Consider the following 18,506-nt stretch of genomic DNA (forward strand, 5'->3'; position numbering starts at 1 on the left):
ATGTCCGCCATGGGACCACTGGCGGAGAAAGGCGTATCGATGCTGGAAATGCTTTGCTGGCTTCTACTTCCGCCGTCGTCGTTCAAGAACCGGGTACTGCGGTTGTTCGGTCATCGAATCGCCGGCACCGCCAGAGTCGGTCCGACCGTTGTCCGCAACGTCGGGCGTTTTGAGCTGGGCGAAGGCACTCGGATCGGAGCATTCAATGTGGTCCGCGGGCTGGGGTTGGTGCGTTTCGACGACTACGCGGCGATGGAATCGTGGAATTGGATATCGGCACACCCCGCCTTCCAGCAACTCGACGCTCGGGCCGGGACGCTGTTCCTCGGCTACGGCGCGAAGCTGGGCAGCAGGCACTACGCGGACTGCTCCGGCACGATCGTCGTCCGCGAGTACGCCGCGGTCGGCGGCAACCGGTGCCTCCTGCAGACCCACGAGCCCGATTTCGCCCACAAGCGCCAAACGGTCGGCCGGATAACCGTCGGACACCATTCACTGGTCGGCAGCCGAGCCGTGATGCTGAAGGACAGCCACCTTCCCGATCAGTCGCTGCTGGCCGCCAATTCGACCCTGACCCGCGGATCGACACCTGAGTCGAAGCGCGGGCTGTACGCCGGGTCGCCGGCCACCTGGAAGCGGGAGACCCATGGTGAGTACTTCGACCGCGACACGCTCAGCATGACCGAACATGTGATCGACAGCCCCATGGGTGTGCTGCCCGAGGACCGTGCGCTCGACACCGGACCGTTCGGTCCCTGACCGGCCTGCACGCCCCGCGAACCCATTTGCCCCATGCGTGGACACGTCTCAGTCCGGACGGAGCGTGACGCGCGCCACGCCCACCTCTCTTAGACCAGTCTTAGGGTTACCGATAGCATCGTGACCCATGACGAGCGTTACCGAGCCGTCCGCCGAGCACCAGGTGGACATCCACACCACTGCAGGCAAGCTGGCTGATCTCAAGAGGCGGGCCGAGGAGACGCTGCATCCTGTCGGCGAAGAAGCCGTGGAGAAGGTGCACGCCAAGGGCAAGCTGACGGCCCGAGAGCGCATCCTCGCGCTGCTCGACGAAGGTTCGTTCGTCGAGCTCGACGCGCTCGCCAAGCACCGCAGCACCAACTTCGGCCTGGAGAACAACCGGCCGCTGGGCGACGGTGTGATCACCGGCTACGGCACCATCGACGGCCGCGACGTCTGCATCTTCAGCCAGGACGCCACCGTCTTCGGCGGCAGCCTCGGCGAGGTCTACGGCGAGAAGATCGTCAAGGTCCAGGAGCTGGCCATCAAGACCGGCCGCCCCCTGATCGGCATCAACGACGGCGCCGGCGCCCGCATCCAGGAGGGTGTGGTCTCCCTCGGCCTGTACAGCCGGATCTTCCACAACAACATCAAGGCCTCGGGTGTCATCCCGCAGATCTCGCTGATCATGGGCGCGGCGGCCGGTGGCCACGTGTACTCCCCCGCCTTGACCGACTTCATCGTCATGGTCGACCAGACCAGCCAGATGTTCATCACCGGCCCGGACGTCATCAAGACCGTCACCGGCGAGGACGTCACCATGGAGGAGCTGGGCGGCGCCCACACCCACATGGCCAAGTCCGGTACCGCGCACTACGTCGCCTCGGGTGAGCAGGACGCCTTCGAGTACGTCCGCGATCTGCTGAGCTACCTGCCCCCGAACAACTACGCCGAGCCGCCGCACTACCCGGTCGCACCGGCGCAGGGCTCGATCGAAGAGACCCTGACCGACGAGGACATCGAGCTCGACACGCTGATCCCGGACTCCCCGAATCAGCCGTACGACATGCACGAGGTCATCACCCGCATCCTCGACGACGACGAGTTCCTCGAGGTGCAGGCCGGGTACGCCGGCAACATCGTGGTCGGCTTCGGCCGGGTCGACGGTCGCCCGGTGGGCATCGTGGCCAACCAGCCCACCCAGTTCGCCGGCTGCCTCGACATCAACGCCTCGGAGAAGGCCGCCCGGTTCATCCGGACGTGCGACTGCTTCAACATCCCGATCGTCCTGCTGGTCGACGTCCCGGGCTTCCTGCCCGGCACGGACCAGGAGTACAACGGCATCATCCGCCGCGGCGCCAAGCTGCTCTACGCCTACGGTGAGGCCACGGTCGCCAAGGTCACCGTCATCACCCGCAAGTCCTACGGTGGCGCGTACTGCGTGATGGGCTCGAAGGACATGGGCGCCGACGTGGTCGTGGCCTGGCCGACGGCCCAGATCGCCGTGATGGGTGCCTCGGGCGCGGTGGGCTTCGTCTACCGCTCGCAGCTCAAACAGGCGGCGCAGGACGGCCAAGATGTTGATGCGCTGCGCCTGGAACTGCAGCAGACCTACGAGGACACTCTGGTCAACCCGTACATCGCGGCGGAGCGCGGTTACGTCGACGCGGTCATCCCGCCGTCGCACACCCGCGGCTACGTGGCCAATGCACTGCGACTGCTGGAGCGCAAGATCATCCAGATGCCGCCGAAGAAGCACGGAAACATCCCACTGTGAGCGGGGCGAGCGAGGCGACTGTGGCTGACGAAACCGCCACCGAAGAGGTCAAGGCCGACCACGAGGCACACATCAAGGTGCTGCGTGGTCAGCCCACCGATGAGGAGATGGCCGCGCTGATGGCCGTCCTCAGCACTGCGGGTGGCGGCGACACCGGCCCTGTACTGCGGGATCGCAATCTGTGGGGCCACCCGGTGGACAAGCTGCGCTACTCGATCTTCAGCTGGCAGCGGGTGACGCTGCTGGAGCGCACCCACATGCGGCGCTAGTGGATAGCTGAATGACCCGGGTCGTCCTGGGTTCGGCATCGACAGGCCGGCTTGGCGTTCTGCGCCAGGCCGGCCTCGATCCGTTGGTGGTGGTGTCAGGCGTCGACGAGGACGCCGTCATCGCATCATTGGCCGATGCACCGCCCGAGCGCGTGGTGAGCGGCCTGGCCGCAGCCAAGGCAGACGAGGTGGCATCCCATGTTCCGGCCGCCATCGCCGCGGACTGCGTGGTCATCGGTTGTGACTCGATGCTGTTTCTCGACGGACGCTTGTGCGGCAAGCCCGGGGACGTCGATACCGCGCGGCAGCAATGGCAGGCCATGGCGGGCCGGACGGCCCAGCTGTACTCCGGTCATGCCGTACTCGTGGTCCGCGACGGCACCGTCACCCACCGGCTGGCCGATACCGGTATCACCGCAGTGCATTTCGGCTCGCCGACGGAATCGGATCTGGAAGCCTATCTACGCAGCGGCGAACCACTCGGTGTCGCAGGCGGTTTCACGCTCGACGGGCTGGGTGGCTGGTTCATCGAAGGCATCGAAGGCGATCCGTCCAACGTGATCGGGCTGAGCCTCCCGCTGCTACGTCGGATGCTCGCCGAGTGTGGTCTGTCCGTCGCACGACTCTGGGCGGGTTCGGCGCAGCTCTGAAGGCCGAGGGGCGCCCTCACACCCACGGGCGTGAAACCCTCATGCCGGGCGTGCGACCCGCCTTCTTCTGGCCGTGCGAGCTGCGGCGATCCGCACGACCTCCTTCGACGCCCGACGGATCAGCTCCATCTCGACGCGCTCGACACGCAGGCGCCGGCCGGCCCCGATCGTCTTGGCTCCGGCGGTGAGCCGGTGCACCCACGCGTCGGGTTCGATCAACGCCGTCTCCCACGCCTGCGCGTCGCGCCAGTCGTCCAGGCCGACCGCGGTGGCCTCGCAGCGCAGGGCTGCGCCGAGTTCGCGGTCGAGAAGTTGGCGCACCGCATCGGCGCCCCGCCACGGATCGTTTATCAGCCAGGAATGGTAGGCACCGGGTATCCGGTACAGCGTCGCGTCGGCCTCATCCGCCAGTTCCACCGCGCACTCGAACGGCACTATGCCGTCACTTTCCCCGTGCAGCACCATCGTGGGGACCTCCCGATCCCGCAACTTTCGCAGTAGGGAGCCGCATTTATCGGATCGCATCAAGGCGCGCGCGGCGCCGGCGAAACCGGTGTGCGGCAGCATTTTGCCCATCGACACCGCGGTCAGCATTCGCAGGTACCGGTTGACGGCGGCTACCTTCATCCAGATCGGGTCGCGATACATGTCGGAGACGGCTCCGGCCACGGCGCGCATCATCAGCCGTGGTGACCGCATGGTCGTCTCAAGGGCGGCGTCGAACGACGCCCCTGCCGCAGCGTCGATGAGCAGCGCCGCAAGTACCCGGTCGGGCGCGATCGCGGCGAGTTGTATGACTATCCGGCCGCCCATCGAATGACCGGCGAGAACAGCACGCCGAATACCGAGTACATCGAGCGTACGCAAGACCAAATCAGTGCGGTCGTTCAATTCATCTGCCTCACAAGGCAAATCGACAGTGTCTCCGTGCCCGGCAACGTCGATCGCCACGACGAGAAATCCGAGTGCGGCGATACGGTTGAGCAATCGCAGGTAATGCCGGCGGTTGAGGCCGAGGCCGTGCAGGAAGACCATGGGCACGCCGTGGCCCCCGATCGAGACTCCGACCTGGAGGCCATCGTCGAGTTCGAGCACGTGATGCTCGAAGCGCACCCCTCGTCCCGCGAGATCGGTTGCCACCGCGTCCATCCCGGCTCCTTCGTTTTGGAAACGGGTATACCCCGGCGGGGCATTTGTAAACCCGATGGCAGGGAGCCGCCGGCACTGCGCCTGCCCGGGCGGCCTCATGTGTTGGGGCTCAATGCAGTTCGGGGGCACGCCACCGTCTGCCGCCGACTTTCCGACGCCCGCGGTTGCGCGGAGTGATCAAATTGCAACCTTTTCGCCTGGCGCCACGCCGCGTCGATGTCGCGAATAGTCTCAACTGTGGGTTGACACTGGGCCGATGCCAGTCGAAGAAACAATGTGGGATGTTCGTGTAGCACGCGACTTCGAGACCTGTGATCTGGAGCGGCTGCGCGCCGCATTCGCCGACATCATCTCCAAGCGCCTGTCTCCCGGCAAGCGTCTGCTGCGCGTGGTGACCTGGTCTCAGAACGGCGGCTCGCTCTTCCGCGCCAACAACGGCGTCCGCCGTTTCGCCGTGGCCTACGAGGTCGCGTTCACCGCGTGACTCACCGCCTGGGCGGCAAATCCACGCCGGTCACCGACACTGCCACATCGCGAATATCCGGACCGACGGTACGCTCATGGTGTGCCGCTGCCTGCTGATCCCAGCCCCACTCTTGCCGAGTACGCCCATCCGGAGCGCCTGGTCACCGCCGATTGGCTGGCCAGCAACCTGGGTCGGCCCGGCTTGGCCATCGTCGAATCCGACGAGGATGTCCTTCTCTACGACACCGGCCACATCCCCGGTGCGGTCAAGATCGACTGGCATCTCGACCTCAACGACCCCAATGTGCGCGACTACATCAACGGTGAGCAGTTCGCCGAGCTGATGGATCGCAAGGGCATCAGCCGCGACGACACCGTCGTCATCTACGGCGACAAGAGCAACTGGTGGGCGGCCTACGCCCTGTGGGTGTTCACCCTGTTCGGGCACCCCGACGTGCGCCTGCTCGACGGCGGCCGCGACCTGTGGGTTTCCCACGGTCGCGACACCACGCTCGAGGTGCCCACCCGTCAGTCCAGCGGCTATCCGGTCGTGGAGCGCAACGACGCCCCGATCCGGGCCTACCGCAACGACGTACTGGACATCCTCGGCAAGCAACCGCTGATCGACGTCCGCTCGCCCCAGGAGTACACCGGCGAACGCACCCACATGCCCGACTATCCGGAAGAGGGCGCGCTTCGCGGCGGGCACATTCCGACGGCGAAGTCGATCCCCTGGGCCAAGGCGGCCCGGGACAGCGGTCAGTTCCGTAGTCGCGCCGAGCTCGAGGAGCTCTACGGTTTCCTCAAGCCCTCCGACGGCGTGACCCCGGAAACAGTCGTCTACTGCCGCATCGGTGAGCGCTCCAGCCACACGTGGTTCGTGTTGACCCACCTGCTGGGGCTGCCCGGGGTGCGCAACTACGACGGCTCGTGGACCGAGTGGGGCAACGCCGTGCGGGTCCCGGTGGCTGTCGGTCCCGATCCGGGCGAAGCTCCGTGACGATGCCGGCCGCCCTGGCCGAGGTCGTCTCCGACTTCCAGGAGGTTGCCGGCCAGGATAAGTTGCAGCTGTTGTTGGAGTTCGCCAACGAGCTGCCCCCTTTGCCGACTCATCTTGAGGAAGCGGCAATGGAGCCGGTGCCGGAGTGCCAGTCCCCGTTGTTCCTCGACGTCGACGCGTCCGACCGGGACGAGGTGCGGCTGTACTTCAGCGCTCCCCCGGAGGCTCCGACGACGCGCGGCTTCGCCGCGATCCTGGCCACCGGTCTGGACGGCCAGTCCGCCGATGACATCTTGGCGGTGCCCGATGACTTCTACACCGCGCTGGGCCTGGCCGCGTTGATCAGCCCGCTGCGGCTTCGCGGTATGTCGGCGATGCTGACGCGAATCAAGCGGCGGCTGCGCGGCGCCTGAGCCGGCGAAGGCAGGTCAGCTCCGCGGCACCCGATTCCCCGGCGCCGCGCCGGAAACCTCGACAGCGGCCTCGTTCGATACCGGACCGTCGGTGACAATCGTTGTGCTATCGGTGATTTCACCCCACCGACTGGTTTTCACCCGCACTTGCGAACCTCCGGCCCGGCACTGCGCATCGTCCGTGGCGGGGTGCCGGCCGGCCTCGGACCAACGCAGCCGCACGTTGACTGTCACAGTGGGCGTACCGAGGCCGGACACCGTGGGCACCGCCTGACAGCCCCCGGACGGACTGCTCGACGAAATGCCGTCCTCGACCTGGACGCCCTTCGGGACGAGATACGACACCTCCAGGAATTGCGCGTCCTTGTGGATGCCGCCGGATCCGGCCGCGATGGCGTAACCCACGATCGGCAGCGCTCCGCGGTCGGAAACGAGCGGAACGGAGCCGTCCGCGTTGGGCACCTCGGCGAGTTCGGGAACGACATTGCCGACCGCTGCAGCCACCCCGTTGCCGTCTTCTGTCAGGATCGGTCCGCTGGTGGTGATTACCGGCGCCGCGGCCGGGAACGGGCCCAGGGAGACCTTTTCCAGCTTGGCCCCGTTGCCGATCCGACAAGAATCGTTCTGGTCCATATCGCCGAGGCGCTCCGGTGCCCAGGAGAGGCCGATCGTCACGTCGAGGCGCCCGTCGTCACTTGGAGTCTTCGTCGGGACCGACGCGCACGGGTAGGTGAACCGCTCCGACATGGTCCGGATGTAGCCCGGCACCGACCGGGACGGCGCCGTGTAATACAAGTCGACCGAGACGCCCACGGGCACGTACCTGGCTATATAGCCGATCACCGGCAGCAGACCGCGTGTCTCGGGTTGTGGCACCACGAAGGCCGCCTCAGCCGCCTGCTGCTGCGCCTGCGCCTCGCGGCGGTCCTTCCGTTGGAAGTCACTGTGAATGACTGACCAGCCCACGAACAGCGCGAGAAGGATCACGAACATGCCGCCGGCCCGGGTCATCCCGTAGGCCACATCGCTCGGTTCGTTGGCCTCGGGATGGCGGAACTTCCAGGACTGCGTGGCCCACCAGATGCCCCGCGGCGCCGCCGCCATCACGCCGCCCACCAACACGCCCACGACAATCAGAAAAATCCCCACACCCACGGACCAACAGTAATAGCGTCGGGCTGTCGGTCGACTCGGTATTTCAGCCCGTCAGCAGGGCTGATGAGTTCACCGAGAAATCCAGCGCGAAACCTACTCACCGGTAACCGATACCGGATTGGGAAGCCTCAAGGTGCGGCGCATAAACTGCCCGCGATAGATTCTTAAAGACGTTTCTTAGAGAACTGCCGAGGAGGCACCGTGGCCAACCACGCCAGCTCAAAGATCTCCAAGGTGCTGGTCGCCAATCGCGGGGAGATCGCGGTCCGGGTGATCCGCGCCGCTAAAGACGCTGGACTTGCCAGCGTGGCCGTGTACGCCGAACCAGACGCCGATGCACCGCACGTACGGCTTGCCGATGAAGCTTTCGCCTTGGGGGGCCAGACCTCAGCCGAGTCCTACCTGGTGTTCGAGAAGCTCCTGGACGCCGCCGCGAAGTCCGGCGCCAACGCGATCCACCCGGGTTACGGCTTCCTGTCGGAGAACGCCGACTTCGCCCAGGCCGTGCTCGATGCCGGGCTGATCTGGATCGGGCCCAGCCCGCAGTCGATCCGGGATCTCGGTGACAAGGTCACCGCGCGCCACATCGCCGCCAAGGCCAAGGCGCCGCTGGTGCCGGGCACCCCGGACCCGGTCAAGGATGCCGACGAGGTCGTGGCGTTCGCCAAGGAGTTCGGCGTGCCGGTCGCGATCAAGGCCGCCTTCGGTGGTGGCGGTCGCGGCATGAAGGTGGCCCGCACGCTCGAGGAGATCCCGGAGCTGTTCGAGTCGGCGACCCGTGAGGCCGTCGCGGCGTTCGGTCGCGGTGAGTGCTTCGTCGAGCGCTACCTGGACAAGCCGCGCCACGTCGAGGCTCAGGTCATCGCCGATACCCACGGCAACGTCATCGTCGCCGGTACCCGCGACTGCTCGCTGCAGCGCCGCTTCCAGAAGCTGGTCGAGGAGGCCCCCGCGCCGTTCCTGACCGACGCGCAGCGCAAGGAGATCCACGAGTCCGCCAAGCGCATCTGCAAGGAGGCTGGTTACTACGGTGCCGGCACCGTCGAGTACCTGGTCGGCCAGGACGGCCTGATCTCCTTCCTCGAGGTCAACACCCGCCTGCAGGTGGAACACCCCGTCACCGAGGAGACCTCGGGCATCGACCTGGTGTTGCAGCAGTTCAAGATCGCCAACGGCGAAGCCCTGGATATCACCGAGGACCCGACTCCGCGCGGCCACTCCTTCGAGTTCCGCATCAACGGCGAGGACGCCGGCCGCGGCTTCCTGCCTGCCCCCGGTCCGGTCACCAAGTTCGAGGCCCCGACCGGCCCGGGCGTCCGGATGGACTCCGGTGTGGAGAGCGGCTCGGTCATCGGCGGTCAGTTCGACTCGATGCTGGCCAAGCTGATCGTCACCGGTGCCACCCGCGATGAGGCTCTGGCCCGCTCCCGCCGTGCGCTGGCAGAGTTCAACGTCGAGGGCCTGGCCACCGTCATCCCGTTCCACCGGGCTGTGGTGTCCGACCCCGCCTTCATCGGCGACGAGGACGGTTTCACCGTCCACACCCGCTGGATCGAGACCGAGTGGGACAACACCGTCGAACCGTTCACCGGTGGCGATCCGATCGAGGAAGAGGACACCATTCCTCGCCAGACCGTGGTCGTCGAGGTCGGTGGGCGTCGCCTCGAGGTGTCGCTGCCCGGTGACCTGGCGCTCGGCGGAGGCGGCGGCGCTGCCCCCGGCGCGATCCGCAAGAAGCCCAAGGCCCGCAAGCGCGGCGCCAGCGGCGGCGCGGCAGCCTCGGGTGACTCGGTGACCGCGCCGATGCAGGGCACCGTGGTCAAGGTGGCCGTCGAGGAGGGCCAGGAGGTGGCCGCAGGCGACCTCGTGGTGGTTCTGGAGGCCATGAAGATGGAGAACCCGGTGACCGCCCACAAGGACGGCGTCATCACGGGGTTGGCCGTCGAGGCCGGTGCCGCCATCACCCAGGGCACCGTGATCGCCGAGATCAAGTAATTCTTCTCACGCCGAGTGGCCACTTGTGGCACGGATTCTGTTGAATCTTGTGCTGTAAGTGGCCACTCGGCATTTGTGCCGGCATGTGTGACAGCAGGGTGGAGGTCTTGTGGAACCTGTGGAGATCAACAACGGCCAGTGGTATCTGCGCGGGCTGCGCGCCGACGACCGTGTCGATGACCGGCCGGCGCTCACCGACCTGGGCGAGGACGACCTGGACTACGTGCACGACGCCACGGACGGTTGGGCCGATGACACCCGGTACACGTGGGCCGTCTGTGAACCGACCACCGGCGAACTGCTCGCGGAGGTCATCCTCGATCCCGTCACCGGATTCCTGAGCAGCCGAGGCCGGCCCGGATTCGAGGACGCCGCCGCGATCTCGGAGGACACCGTGCGGCGCTACGCGACGCAGGTGCTCGGGCTGGAGGTGCACACGTGACCGCCCCCAAAGTCGTCACGGTCACCGGCGCGGCAGGCCAGATCGGCTACGCCGCGCTGTTCCGCATCGGTGCCGGCGCCCTGCTGGGACGCGACGTGCCGGTGAAGCTACGCCTGCTGGAACTGCCCGCGGCGATCCGCGCGGCCGAGGGCGTGGTCATGGAGCTGGTCGACAGCGCCTTCGACGGGCTGGTCGACGTCGAGATCTACGACGACCCGGTGCGAGCATTCGACGGGGTCGACGTTGCGCTGCTGGTCGGGGCCAGGCCCCGCAGTAAAGGCATGGAACGCGCCGACCTGTTGGCGGCCAACGCCGCGATCTTCGCCGAGTCGGGCAAGGCCCTGAACTCCGGTGCCGCCGCCGACGTGCGCGTCGTGGTGGTCGGCAACCCGGCCAACACCAACGCGTTGGTGGCCGCGGCCCACGCTCCCGACATTCCGTCCGAGCGATTCACCGCGCTGACCCGCCTCGACCACAACCGCGCTGTCGCGGCTCTGGCCACCCATGCCGGTGTGCACGTCACCGACGTGTCCCGGGTGACTGTGTGGGGCAACCATTCCCCGAGCATGTACCCCGACATCTTTCACGCGGTGGTCGCCGGGCGGCCGGGTTCGGAGTACGCCGCTGACACCGCCTGGCTGACCGACGACTTCATCCCGACCGTGGCCACCCGCGGTACCGCGATCATCGAGGCTCGTGGCACCTCCTCGGCCGCGTCGGCCGCCAACGCCGCCATCGACCACGTCCGGGATTGGGTGGACGGCACCGATGCCGACGACTGGACCTCGGTGGCTCTGCCGTCTCCCGGCGTCTACGGGGTGCCTGAGGGCGTGGTCGCCTCGCTGCCGGTGCGTGCGGTCGACGGCGCATGGGAGATCGTGGAGGGCCTGGAGATCAACGACTTCTCCCGGGCCCGTATCGACGCGTCGGTGGCCGAGCTGCTCGACGAGCGTCACGCGGTCGAGCGACTGGGTCTGCTGTAGCGGTCAGCGTTCGTCGATGTCCAGACCGGTTGCCAGGTCACCGCATTCGACCGCGACGACGTTGTCGCGGCCGCCGAGAAATGCCCGGGCGCCCTGGTCGCCGTCCAGAGTGCCCGTGAGCTCAGAGAGGTGCCTGCGGGCCACGACGACGGGGTGGCCGGGACGGCCCTGGTAGATGGCGCGGGCCAGGCCGGAACCGGAGCCGCGCGCCGCAGCCAGGACCCGCGCAACGACGTCGTCCGCCACGTCCGGCGTGTCCACGGTGTGCAGGATGACCCATTCCGCGTCGCCCACGGCGGCGAGCCCTTCGCGGACCGACGCGCTCATGCCGTCGGCCCAGCGTGCGGCCACCACGGCGCGGGCGGGCGCAGGCACGTCCACCACGGCGGCGCCCAGTACCACGATCACGTCGTCGCACCCGCCGCCGGCGAGTGCGGCCACCGCATGCTGGAGCCAAACACCCTCTTCAGCAAGAACTTTCGGCATTCCGAAGCGACTGCCCGCGCCGGCGGCCAGCACCACCCCGGCAACGGCTGCGTCAGCGTTCGGCATGCGAACAGTCTGACCTTGAACTCTAAGAATCCACTCAGACAAATTGTCCGATGACCTTGATCGCGGTAGGGTCCAAGGCAGGTTGAGTTCACAGCCGCAGCGGGCGTCAACGGCATACGCGCGGGAACTCCCGTTGTTGTCGATTGACGCCGCACCAACAGTACGAATACGCGTATTACGACTGATGGAGCTAAGAATGACCGTCTTTTCGACGAACGCACTGATCGACCGGACCGACAATTCGCAGGCCGGGTTTTCGACCCGCCGACTGCCGCCGTCAACGGCGGTGATCAGCGCTCACGGCGAGATCGATGCCACCAACGCAAACGAGTTCGCCGACTACGCATTGCGACACGCCGACGAGTCCGAGCGGCTGGCCGTCGACTTGACAGAGGTCGAGTTCTTCGGCACCGCAGGGCTTTCCGCCCTCAAGGCCATCGAAGCGCGCTGCTCTGTCAGCGATATCGACTGGGTTCTGGTGCCGAGCAAGGCGGTAAACCGACTGCTCCGCATCTGCGACCCCGAGTCGGACTGGCACACGTGCTACAGCGTGGCCGCGGCCCTGTCCACGTTGAACGGCAAAACCCCGCTACTGCAACTGGTCACGAAGTCGCGCTAGCGATTTCGCCAGCAGCCTCGACACGTGCATCTGCGAGACACCGACCCGCTCGGCGATCTGCGTCTGCGTCATGGATTCGAAGAAGCGCAGCAGCAGTACCGTCCGTTCGCGCTCAGGTAGTTGAGCGAGCAACGGCCGCAACGTCTCTCGATTGTCGATTTGATCCAGGCCGTCGTCCAGGTCGCCGAGCGTGTCCACGATCGCGGGCGCATCCTCGTCTCCACCGCCACCGCTGTCGATCGAAAGGGTGTTGTACGAGCTGCCCGCCACCAGGCCTTCGATCACCTCTTCGCGGTCCATGTCGAGTTCCGCGGCGAGCTCAGAGGCCGTCGGCGCACGGCCCAGCCGCTGGGACAACTCCGCAGTCGCCGAGCCGAGCCGCAGGTGCAGTTCCTTGAGCCGCCGTGGCACCTTCACCGACCAGCTGTTGTCCCGGAAGTGGCGTCGGACCTCCCCCATGATCGTCGGCACTGCAAATGACACGAAGTCTGACCCGGCCTCGACGTCGAACCGGTTCACCGCGTTCACCAGTCCGACCCGTGCCACCTGGACCAGGTCCTCGCGCGGTTCACCGCGGCCGTCGAATCGCCGCGCGATGTGGTCGGCGAGGGGCAGGCACCGCGCGACGATCCGCTCACGTTGACGTTCACGGGCCGGCGAGTCCTCGGACAGTCCGCTGAGTTCGCGAAACATGTCGCGAACATCCGCATATTCCGACGTCACCGCAGCAGGCTCGCTCGCCTCGTCGTCAAGGTGATGCCGTGTACCTGCCCGGCCTCGGGGCCGTCACCGTCGGTGAACGTGGTGACCTCATCGGACAGGGAGCTCAATACGTGCCAACTGAAGCTGCCGGGCTCGACGACGGCAGGCTCCGTGCTCGTCGTGGAGGCGGTGATGACGACGGATTCTTCCTGGGGGTCGACGGTCAGTCGCAGCGTCGAATCCGGCGACGCGGCCCGGATCAAAGCCGTGCAGGCCTCGTCCACGGCCAACCGGAGGTCAGCGACGACGTCGAAATCAAGATCTTCGAATGCTGCTACCGCAGCGATAAGCGTACGTACTACAGCCAGGTTCTCCAGCCTGGCAGCGACCCGAATCTCCACTGACCGCTCCGCGCGGTTCAGCGGCTTGGGTTGGCCTTGTTCGTCGGCCATCTCACCTCCCGACATCTCGGATCGACAGTATCCCAGGTGGGGACCCGCCCCTCACGAGTCGGCTCTGCTGACCACAACGCGTCGCGATGTCGGTCTCGACTTCGACACTGCTGTTCCTTTCCTGCACCCTCACGCGGCCCCGCGTGGAACCTCCGGCCAGGGATGCCCATCGCGGCGCGACCTGAAACCTCTGACAAACGTGGGATTATCGAACGTATGGATCCGGACCGTCCCGAGCTGGATCAGCGCTGGGACCAGACCGCCCGGCATGAAACGGAAGCCGAACGGCTTGACCGTAACTGGAGCAGCCTGCTGCAGGAACTGCGGGTCGTTCAGACCGGTGTCCAGCTGCTCACCGGCCTGCTGCTGACTCTGCCGTTCCAGGAACGATTCCCGATGCTCGACGAGCCCATGCGGGTCGTCTATCTCGTGACGGTCGCATGTTCGGCCGCCGCCACCGCGCTGCTCGTCGCCCCGGTGGGGATGCATCGCATCCTGTTCCGCAGGCACCGGTTGAACCTGCTGGTGTCCGCCGCGCACAGGTGCGCATTCATCGGGCTGGTGTTGCTCGGGCTCGCGATGACCGGGGTGACCGAGTTGATCTTCGACACGGTTGCCGGGCGCGAGGCCGGAGTGATCGCCGGGGTCGTCGCCCTGCTGACGTTCGTCGGAGTCTGGCTGCTGCTGCCGTTTGCGATGCGGCTGGGTCATCCGATGTCGGCCGGACCCTCAGTCGAGTTCGGCGCGCAGCGCAGCCAATAGCGGCCGCGCCGCCTCGTCGAGAAAGCGCTGCTGTCCCTCATCACCGATCTGGACCAGGGCGATATCGGTGAACCCCGCGTCGCGGTAGGGGGCCACGGCGGCGACGATCGCGTCCAGGTCCGGTCCGCACGGGATGGCACCGGCCACGTCCTCGGGACGCACGAACCGGGTTGCCGCCGCGAATCCCGCCGGAGTCGGCAGGTCGGCGTTGACCGCCCAGCCACCGCCGAACCAGCGGAACTGGTCATGGGCGCGCTCCACCGCCGCGGCCCGGTCAGGATCCCAGCACACCGGTACCTGTCCGATCACGCGTCCCTCGGGCAGTACGCCGGTGGCCTGACGGCGCTCCTGCCACCCTTCGACGATCTCCCGGTCGGGTGCGACGTTGATCAGGTGATCGGCGGCCACGGCAAGCTTCTCGAGTGCTTTCTCACCCGTCATCGAGACGGCGATGGTCACCGGCACTTCCGGCACATCCCAGATCCGCGCGGAGTCCACCTCGTAGAACTCTCCCCGGAAATCGATCAGGTCCCCGCCGAGGAGTTCACGAATCAGCTTGATCGCCTCGGCGAGCATGTCGAGGCGACGGTCCACGGTGGGCCATCCCTTCCCCACCACGTGTTCGTTGAGGTTCTCCCCGCTGCCGAGACCGAGGGTGAACCGGCCGTCGGCCAGGATCTGCACGGTGGCTGCCTGCTGGGCGACTATCGCCGGGTGATATCTGATCGTCGGACAGGTCACATACGAATACAGCTGCACGGTATTCGTCGCGTGGGCCACCGCGCCCAACACCGGCCAGGCATTCGGGGCGTGGCCCTGACTGGACAGCCACGGGCTGTAGTGGTCACTGCTCACCTCGAAGTCGAAGCCCGCCCGCTCTGCCGATACCGCGTAATCGACCAGCTGTCGTGGGCCGCTCTGCTCGGTCATCAAGGTGTATCCGAATCTGGCCATGCCGCACGAATACCCGTGCAGAAGTTCATGAAACTGGGTATGCGAAGCCCATGACCGAATCACAGACTGTGCAGACACAGGACACCGGCAATCGCCGACTTCGGATCTCGACGACATGGGTACTGGCCCTGTTGACGGTGCCGGCGGCCATCGCGGTGTTCCTGTACGGCATGGGTGCGGTGATGGGCATGGCCGGCTGCACCAACGAGGCGTGCGCGAACAAGGGCCCGGGCGAATTCTGGTTCGGGATCCTGTTCTACGGCGCGCCGGTGGTGCCCGTGGTCACGATCGCCATATCGATATTCACCTCGCGGCTCCGGTACGGCGTTCTGGTCCCCCTCATCGGATTAGCACTTTTGGCAATCGATTTCGCGGTACTGGCACTCACATTCTGAGCCATAGCGCATCGCAAGACAGGGACCCGGCCGCACAGCGGCCGGGACGGTCGTCACAGGGCTCAGCTGCTGGGCCGCTGCCTCATCACGCCGGGATGGTCGGTGTACCAGCGGTCCTCGATGCGACGCACCCGCATGTGCTCGAGCGCCAGCCACATCGATCCGATGACAAACCCGGCGGCAGACAAGGTGCCCACCATCAGTCCGACATCGGAATGGCCGGTGGCGAACGCCGCCAGGGTGCCGACAAACAGGACCAACCCCACGAGGATCAGTACCAGCGCGGGCATGATGACGTTGTCCTTCATCGACTCGCCGGCATGCGGCCGGGTTGTCCGGGCGTGGTCAACTGGATCTTTTGGGCCATGCATGGCTGCTCCTTCCGCCATTTCTCGCCCCACCTGCCGTACATGGGCTGCCTTCCACGGTAGATCTCCTAGGCGTCTCTGGCGACAAAACCGGCATGATCGCCTCCCGCCGGCCCGCCTACCGCCCGAGAACGCCTTGAGCTGCGAAGACGGCCCGGCCGCGACGGTTGCGCCGTCGGCCGGGCCGTTCCTCAGTCAGCCAGCTCAGTGATTGCGGAGCATCCCGATCAGCTGATGCTTGTTCTTGTCGGAATACCCTTTGATACCAAGCTCTTTGGCCCGCTGTCGCAGATGATCGACCGTCCAGTCGTCATAGGAACCGGACTCGCCTCCGGCGCGTCCGACACTCGAACGCCCCTTGGCGGCAGCGGCGTTCGAGATCCGCGCCGCCTTCTCCTTCGAGTTGCCCTCGTCTCGCAGCTCCTCGTAGAGCTTCTCGTCCTTGATCGACGGATTCGGCATCGTGCACCTTCCTTTTCTCAGTACCAGCTTCGCCGCCCGGCAACCGGCCGTCCGATGGCCCCGAGCAGCCAGAACACGCCGCCGATGACCAGCAGGATCACGCCGACCACCCAGAGCAGGTAGATGTTGAAGATCAGACCGAGGATGAGCAGAATCGCTCCGAGCAGAATCATGGTGACCTCAATTCACGGCGGCGATGGAGGCCATCGCGCTGGGTTGGGGCAAACGGCACTCGTCCACCTTCGGATTGACGCCCGCGTAGTTGAGCGGACCGGCGATGACCGTGAGCGCTATCGCGCCCGCAGTCGCGCAGTTCGTTGATCCACCATGGAAATAATCGCGCTGCCAGGCTGCCACCACGCCGATGATCAGCCAGATGAGCACGAGTGTTCCAAACAATCCACCAAGTCTCATGACATGCGAAGTACCCCGCTGACGCGCGGGTCAAACTTGGGCAAACCGGTCGATCACGCGCATTGGTAAGCATAGACTTACCGTTCGTGACCACTTACCCACTGGCAGATCCGTGGGCCGCCCTGGCCGACGGCACACGGCGAGCCATCGTCAGGAGGTTGGCTTCGGGGCCGATAGCAGTGGGCGAGTTGGCCCGCGACCTCCCGATCAGCCGGCCGGCGGTCTCACAGCATCTGAAGGTTCTGAAATGCGCTGGGCTGGTGACCGATCGGGCAGTCGGAACCCGGCGTCTGTACCACGTCAATCCCGAGGGCGTCGCGGCCCTGCGTGCCGAGTTGGACGCCTTCTGGGGCCAGGCGCTGGACGCCTACCGGAACATCGTCGAGCAGGAGGGAGAGTCGAAGTGACACCCGCAAAGGTCGAGCCCATCCGCAAGAGTGTCGTCGTCGGCGCAGCAGTGGAACGGGCGTTCGCACTGTTCGTCGATCGATTCGATGCGATCAAGCCCCGCGAACACAATCTGCTCTCGGTTCCGATCGCGCAGACCGTCTTCGAACCCTACGTCGGCGGCAGGATCTACGACGTCGGGACCGACGGCAGCCGATGTGAGTGGGCGCGGGTCCTGGTCTACGAACCGCCCACCCGCATCGTCTTCTCCTGGGACATCGGACCGACGTGGCGCATCGAATCCGACCTGGATCGGACGAGCGAGGTGGAAGTCCGGTTCATCGCCGAAGGCGACGATCGCACGCGGGTCGAGTTGGAACACCGACATCTCGAGCGCCATGGCGACGACTGGCAGGCGGTGGCCGGCGGGGTCGGCGGCGACGCCGGATGGCCGCTGTACCTGGGGCGCTTTCTCGACGTGGTCACACAGGAGGCATCACGATGAGCACCGACGAACCGTCGCTCATGGACCTGGCCTGCGCCGAGCGAACCGATCTCGCCGACTTCCTGGCCACCTTGACTCCCGAACAATGGGGGACCGAGTCACTGTGCGCCGGATGGACCGTGAAAGACGTTGTCGCGCATGTCATCAGTTATGACGAACTGAACATCGCAGGGTTGCTCAAACGCTTCGCAAAGGGACGGATCGTGCGTGCCAACGAGATCGGTGTCGCAGAGTACGCGGCGATGTCCACCGACGAACTGCTCGCGTTTCTTTACCGACATCTGCGACCGCATGGCCTGACCGCCGGATTCGGCGGCATGATCGGCCTGGTCGACGGCACCGTCCATCACCAGGACATCCGCCGCGCACTCGGCCGCCCCCGAGTGGTGCCCGCGCAGCGGTTGCAACGAATCCTGCCCTTGGTGCCGGGTAACCCGCGACTGGGAGCCGGCCGGCGGATCAGAGAACTCCGGTTGCGGGCCGACGACATCGAATGGGTACACGGCGACGGCCCAGAAGTCACCGGCCACGGCGAGGCACTGCTGCTGGCCATGACCGGCCGCAGGCAAGCCGCCGAAGAACTCACGGGCCCCGGCGTGGCAACCCTGCTAAGCCGACTCTGACGGCGCGACGGCGCACAGCACCATCGAAATACACCTTGCCCGTAGCGGTTTGACCCTCAGCCGGCGTCGTGGCGGACATCCCACGAGGCCGGCCCACTGCCACCCGCGCGTGCCGGCGGTGTGACTAATGTGGCCGACGGGACGGGAGGGACGAATGACGCACCGAGATTGATTGTTCGAGCCCACGAGGGCGCGTAGAGTCCTATGCAGGTTGAGTTCACAGCCGCCCCGGAATCGTCATCGGGTGCAGGGTAGTGATACTCCCTGTATCCAGG

Annotated in this window: 26 protein-coding genes; 16 read left to right on the forward strand and 10 right to left on the reverse strand. The window is 66.3% G+C overall.

Annotated features, from left to right (window positions below; translation table 11 throughout):
- Positions 1–39 precede the first annotated feature (39 nt).
- The 4 genes from AB0876_RS16690 to AB0876_RS16705 all read left to right on the forward strand — a co-directional run bounded on the left by AB0876_RS16690 (position 40) and on the right by AB0876_RS16705 (position 3,434).
- Positions 40–759, forward strand: coding sequence for an acyltransferase (locus tag AB0876_RS16690; protein WP_448457008.1), 720 nt, complete (start codon positions 40–42; stop codon positions 757–759).
- Between the two features lie 127 nt (positions 760–886).
- A complete protein-coding gene (locus AB0876_RS16695; protein ID WP_055111898.1) occupies positions 887–2,515 on the forward strand; it encodes an acyl-CoA carboxylase subunit beta in 1,629 nt (542 codons plus the stop codon).
- A gap of 20 nt (positions 2,516–2,535) precedes the next feature.
- Positions 2,536–2,784 carry an acyl-CoA carboxylase epsilon subunit gene (locus AB0876_RS16700; protein WP_526042427.1) on the forward strand — a complete coding sequence of 83 codons (249 nt, stop codon included), beginning with the start codon at positions 2,536–2,538 and terminating at the stop codon, positions 2,782–2,784.
- Positions 2,785–2,795: 11 nt separating this feature from the next.
- On the forward strand, positions 2,796–3,434 hold the full coding sequence (locus AB0876_RS16705) for a Maf family protein (protein ID WP_526042428.1): 639 nt from the start codon (positions 2,796–2,798) through the stop codon (positions 3,432–3,434).
- 39 nt (positions 3,435–3,473) lie between these two features.
- Here the strand turns inward: AB0876_RS16705 and AB0876_RS16710 are convergent, their stop codons facing one another.
- Complete coding sequence (locus tag AB0876_RS16710; RefSeq protein ID WP_526042429.1) at positions 3,474–4,583, reverse strand: alpha/beta fold hydrolase; 1,110 nt, start codon at positions 4,581–4,583, stop codon at positions 3,474–3,476.
- Between the two features lie 256 nt (positions 4,584–4,839).
- On the opposite strand from AB0876_RS16710, the gene AB0876_RS16715 reads away from it, so the two are divergent.
- The 3 genes from AB0876_RS16715 (at position 4,840) to AB0876_RS16725 (ending at position 6,461) form a co-directional block, all read left to right on the forward strand.
- The gene (locus AB0876_RS16715) at positions 4,840–5,067 is read left to right on the forward strand and encodes a hypothetical protein (RefSeq protein ID WP_231395893.1); all 228 of its coding nucleotides are present in this window, start codon (positions 4,840–4,842) and stop codon (positions 5,065–5,067) included.
- Between the two features lie 81 nt (positions 5,068–5,148).
- Complete coding sequence (locus AB0876_RS16720; protein ID WP_064928885.1) at positions 5,149–6,048, forward strand: sulfurtransferase; 900 nt, start codon at positions 5,149–5,151, stop codon at positions 6,046–6,048.
- Between the two features lie 2 nt (positions 6,049–6,050).
- Positions 6,051–6,461 (forward strand): SufE family protein, encoded by a 411-nt coding sequence (locus tag AB0876_RS16725; protein WP_526042762.1) that lies wholly within the window; start codon positions 6,051–6,053, stop codon positions 6,459–6,461.
- Between the two features lie 15 nt (positions 6,462–6,476).
- Here the strand turns inward: AB0876_RS16725 and AB0876_RS16730 are convergent, their stop codons facing one another.
- On the reverse strand, positions 6,477–7,616 hold the full coding sequence (locus AB0876_RS16730) for a DUF6199 family natural product biosynthesis protein (protein ID WP_526042430.1): 1,140 nt from the start codon (positions 7,614–7,616) through the stop codon (positions 6,477–6,479).
- Between the two features lie 201 nt (positions 7,617–7,817).
- On the opposite strand from AB0876_RS16730, the gene AB0876_RS16735 reads away from it, so the two are divergent.
- The 3 genes from AB0876_RS16735 (at position 7,818) to AB0876_RS16745 (ending at position 11,036) form a co-directional block, all read left to right on the forward strand.
- Complete coding sequence (locus AB0876_RS16735) at positions 7,818–9,611, forward strand: acetyl/propionyl/methylcrotonyl-CoA carboxylase subunit alpha (RefSeq protein WP_526042431.1); 1,794 nt, start codon at positions 7,818–7,820, stop codon at positions 9,609–9,611.
- A 109-nt stretch (positions 9,612–9,720) separates the two neighbouring features.
- The gene (locus AB0876_RS16740; RefSeq protein WP_409549560.1) at positions 9,721–10,053 is read left to right on the forward strand and encodes a hypothetical protein; all 333 of its coding nucleotides are present in this window, start codon (positions 9,721–9,723) and stop codon (positions 10,051–10,053) included.
- Positions 10,050–11,036 (forward strand): malate dehydrogenase, encoded by a 987-nt coding sequence (locus AB0876_RS16745; RefSeq protein ID WP_491838177.1) that lies wholly within the window; start codon positions 10,050–10,052, stop codon positions 11,034–11,036. The genes AB0876_RS16740 and AB0876_RS16745 overlap by 4 nt, the downstream gene beginning before the upstream one ends.
- A 3-nt stretch (positions 11,037–11,039) precedes the next feature.
- Here the strand turns inward: AB0876_RS16745 and AB0876_RS16750 are convergent, their stop codons facing one another.
- On the reverse strand, positions 11,040–11,588 hold the full coding sequence (locus AB0876_RS16750; RefSeq protein ID WP_526042432.1) for a nucleotidyltransferase family protein: 549 nt from the start codon (positions 11,586–11,588) through the stop codon (positions 11,040–11,042).
- Positions 11,589–11,784: 196 nt separating this feature from the next.
- Here AB0876_RS16750 and AB0876_RS16755 point away from each other — a divergent pair, with 196 nt between their 5' ends.
- Positions 11,785–12,207 (forward strand): STAS domain-containing protein, encoded by a 423-nt coding sequence (locus AB0876_RS16755; protein WP_491838175.1) that lies wholly within the window; start codon positions 11,785–11,787, stop codon positions 12,205–12,207.
- On the opposite strand, the gene AB0876_RS16760 is transcribed toward AB0876_RS16755, so the two are convergent.
- Both AB0876_RS16760 and AB0876_RS16765 read right to left on the reverse strand, forming a co-directional pair.
- The gene (locus AB0876_RS16760; protein WP_491839296.1) at positions 12,178–12,900 is read right to left on the reverse strand and encodes an RNA polymerase sigma factor SigF; all 723 of its coding nucleotides are present in this window, start codon (positions 12,898–12,900) and stop codon (positions 12,178–12,180) included. The genes AB0876_RS16755 and AB0876_RS16760 overlap by 30 nt on opposite strands.
- 26 nt (positions 12,901–12,926) lie before the next feature.
- Complete coding sequence (locus AB0876_RS16765) at positions 12,927–13,361, reverse strand: ATP-binding protein (RefSeq protein ID WP_491838174.1); 435 nt, start codon at positions 13,359–13,361, stop codon at positions 12,927–12,929.
- Positions 13,362–13,577: 216 nt separating this feature from the next.
- Here AB0876_RS16765 and AB0876_RS16770 point away from each other — a divergent pair, with 216 nt between their 5' ends.
- Positions 13,578–14,123: a DUF6328 family protein gene (locus AB0876_RS16770; RefSeq protein ID WP_491838173.1), complete on the forward strand. Its 546-nt coding sequence runs from the start codon at positions 13,578–13,580 to the stop codon at positions 14,121–14,123.
- On the opposite strand, the gene AB0876_RS16775 is transcribed toward AB0876_RS16770, so the two are convergent.
- The gene (locus AB0876_RS16775) at positions 14,091–15,077 is read right to left on the reverse strand and encodes an LLM class F420-dependent oxidoreductase (RefSeq protein WP_491838172.1); all 987 of its coding nucleotides are present in this window, start codon (positions 15,075–15,077) and stop codon (positions 14,091–14,093) included. The genes AB0876_RS16770 and AB0876_RS16775 overlap by 33 nt on opposite strands.
- A gap of 50 nt (positions 15,078–15,127) precedes the next feature.
- Here AB0876_RS16775 and AB0876_RS16780 point away from each other — a divergent pair, with 50 nt between their 5' ends.
- Positions 15,128–15,472, forward strand: a complete 345-nt coding sequence (locus AB0876_RS16780) for a hypothetical protein (protein WP_491838171.1) — start codon at positions 15,128–15,130, stop codon at positions 15,470–15,472.
- A gap of 62 nt (positions 15,473–15,534) precedes the next feature.
- Here AB0876_RS16780 and usfY read toward each other — a convergent pair whose 3' ends face one another.
- The 4 genes from usfY to AB0876_RS16800 form a co-directional block, all read right to left on the reverse strand.
- Positions 15,535–15,843 carry a protein UsfY gene (gene usfY, locus AB0876_RS16785; RefSeq protein ID WP_055111866.1) on the reverse strand — a complete coding sequence of 103 codons (309 nt, stop codon included), beginning with the start codon at positions 15,841–15,843 and terminating at the stop codon, positions 15,535–15,537.
- Positions 15,844–16,044: 201 nt separating this feature from the next.
- Positions 16,045–16,302 carry a DUF7218 family protein gene (locus AB0876_RS16790; RefSeq protein ID WP_491838170.1) on the reverse strand — a complete coding sequence of 86 codons (258 nt, stop codon included), beginning with the start codon at positions 16,300–16,302 and terminating at the stop codon, positions 16,045–16,047.
- Between the two features lie 17 nt (positions 16,303–16,319).
- Positions 16,320–16,475, reverse strand: coding sequence for a hypothetical protein (locus AB0876_RS16795; RefSeq protein ID WP_088304566.1), 156 nt, complete (start codon positions 16,473–16,475; stop codon positions 16,320–16,322).
- A gap of 7 nt (positions 16,476–16,482) precedes the next feature.
- The gene (locus AB0876_RS16800; protein WP_064928857.1) at positions 16,483–16,716 is read right to left on the reverse strand and encodes a hypothetical protein; all 234 of its coding nucleotides are present in this window, start codon (positions 16,714–16,716) and stop codon (positions 16,483–16,485) included.
- Between the two features lie 86 nt (positions 16,717–16,802).
- Between AB0876_RS16800 and AB0876_RS16805 the strand changes: the two genes are divergently transcribed.
- Genes AB0876_RS16805 through AB0876_RS16815 form a run of 3 tightly spaced genes read left to right on the forward strand, consistent with a single transcriptional unit; the run spans position 16,803 to position 18,231 of the window.
- Positions 16,803–17,123: an ArsR/SmtB family transcription factor gene (locus tag AB0876_RS16805; protein WP_491838169.1), complete on the forward strand. Its 321-nt coding sequence runs from the start codon at positions 16,803–16,805 to the stop codon at positions 17,121–17,123.
- The gene (locus AB0876_RS16810; protein WP_491838168.1) at positions 17,120–17,608 is read left to right on the forward strand and encodes an SRPBCC family protein; all 489 of its coding nucleotides are present in this window, start codon (positions 17,120–17,122) and stop codon (positions 17,606–17,608) included. Before AB0876_RS16805 ends, AB0876_RS16810 begins: the two co-directional genes overlap by 4 nt.
- The gene (locus tag AB0876_RS16815) at positions 17,605–18,231 is read left to right on the forward strand and encodes a maleylpyruvate isomerase family mycothiol-dependent enzyme (protein ID WP_526042433.1); all 627 of its coding nucleotides are present in this window, start codon (positions 17,605–17,607) and stop codon (positions 18,229–18,231) included. Before AB0876_RS16810 ends, AB0876_RS16815 begins: the two co-directional genes overlap by 4 nt.
- Positions 18,232–18,506 lie beyond the last annotated feature (275 nt).

This window comes from Mycobacterium sp. NPDC049093, from assembly GCF_040704635.1.
Taxonomy (GTDB): Bacteria; Actinomycetota; Actinomycetes; order Mycobacteriales; family Mycobacteriaceae; genus Mycobacterium.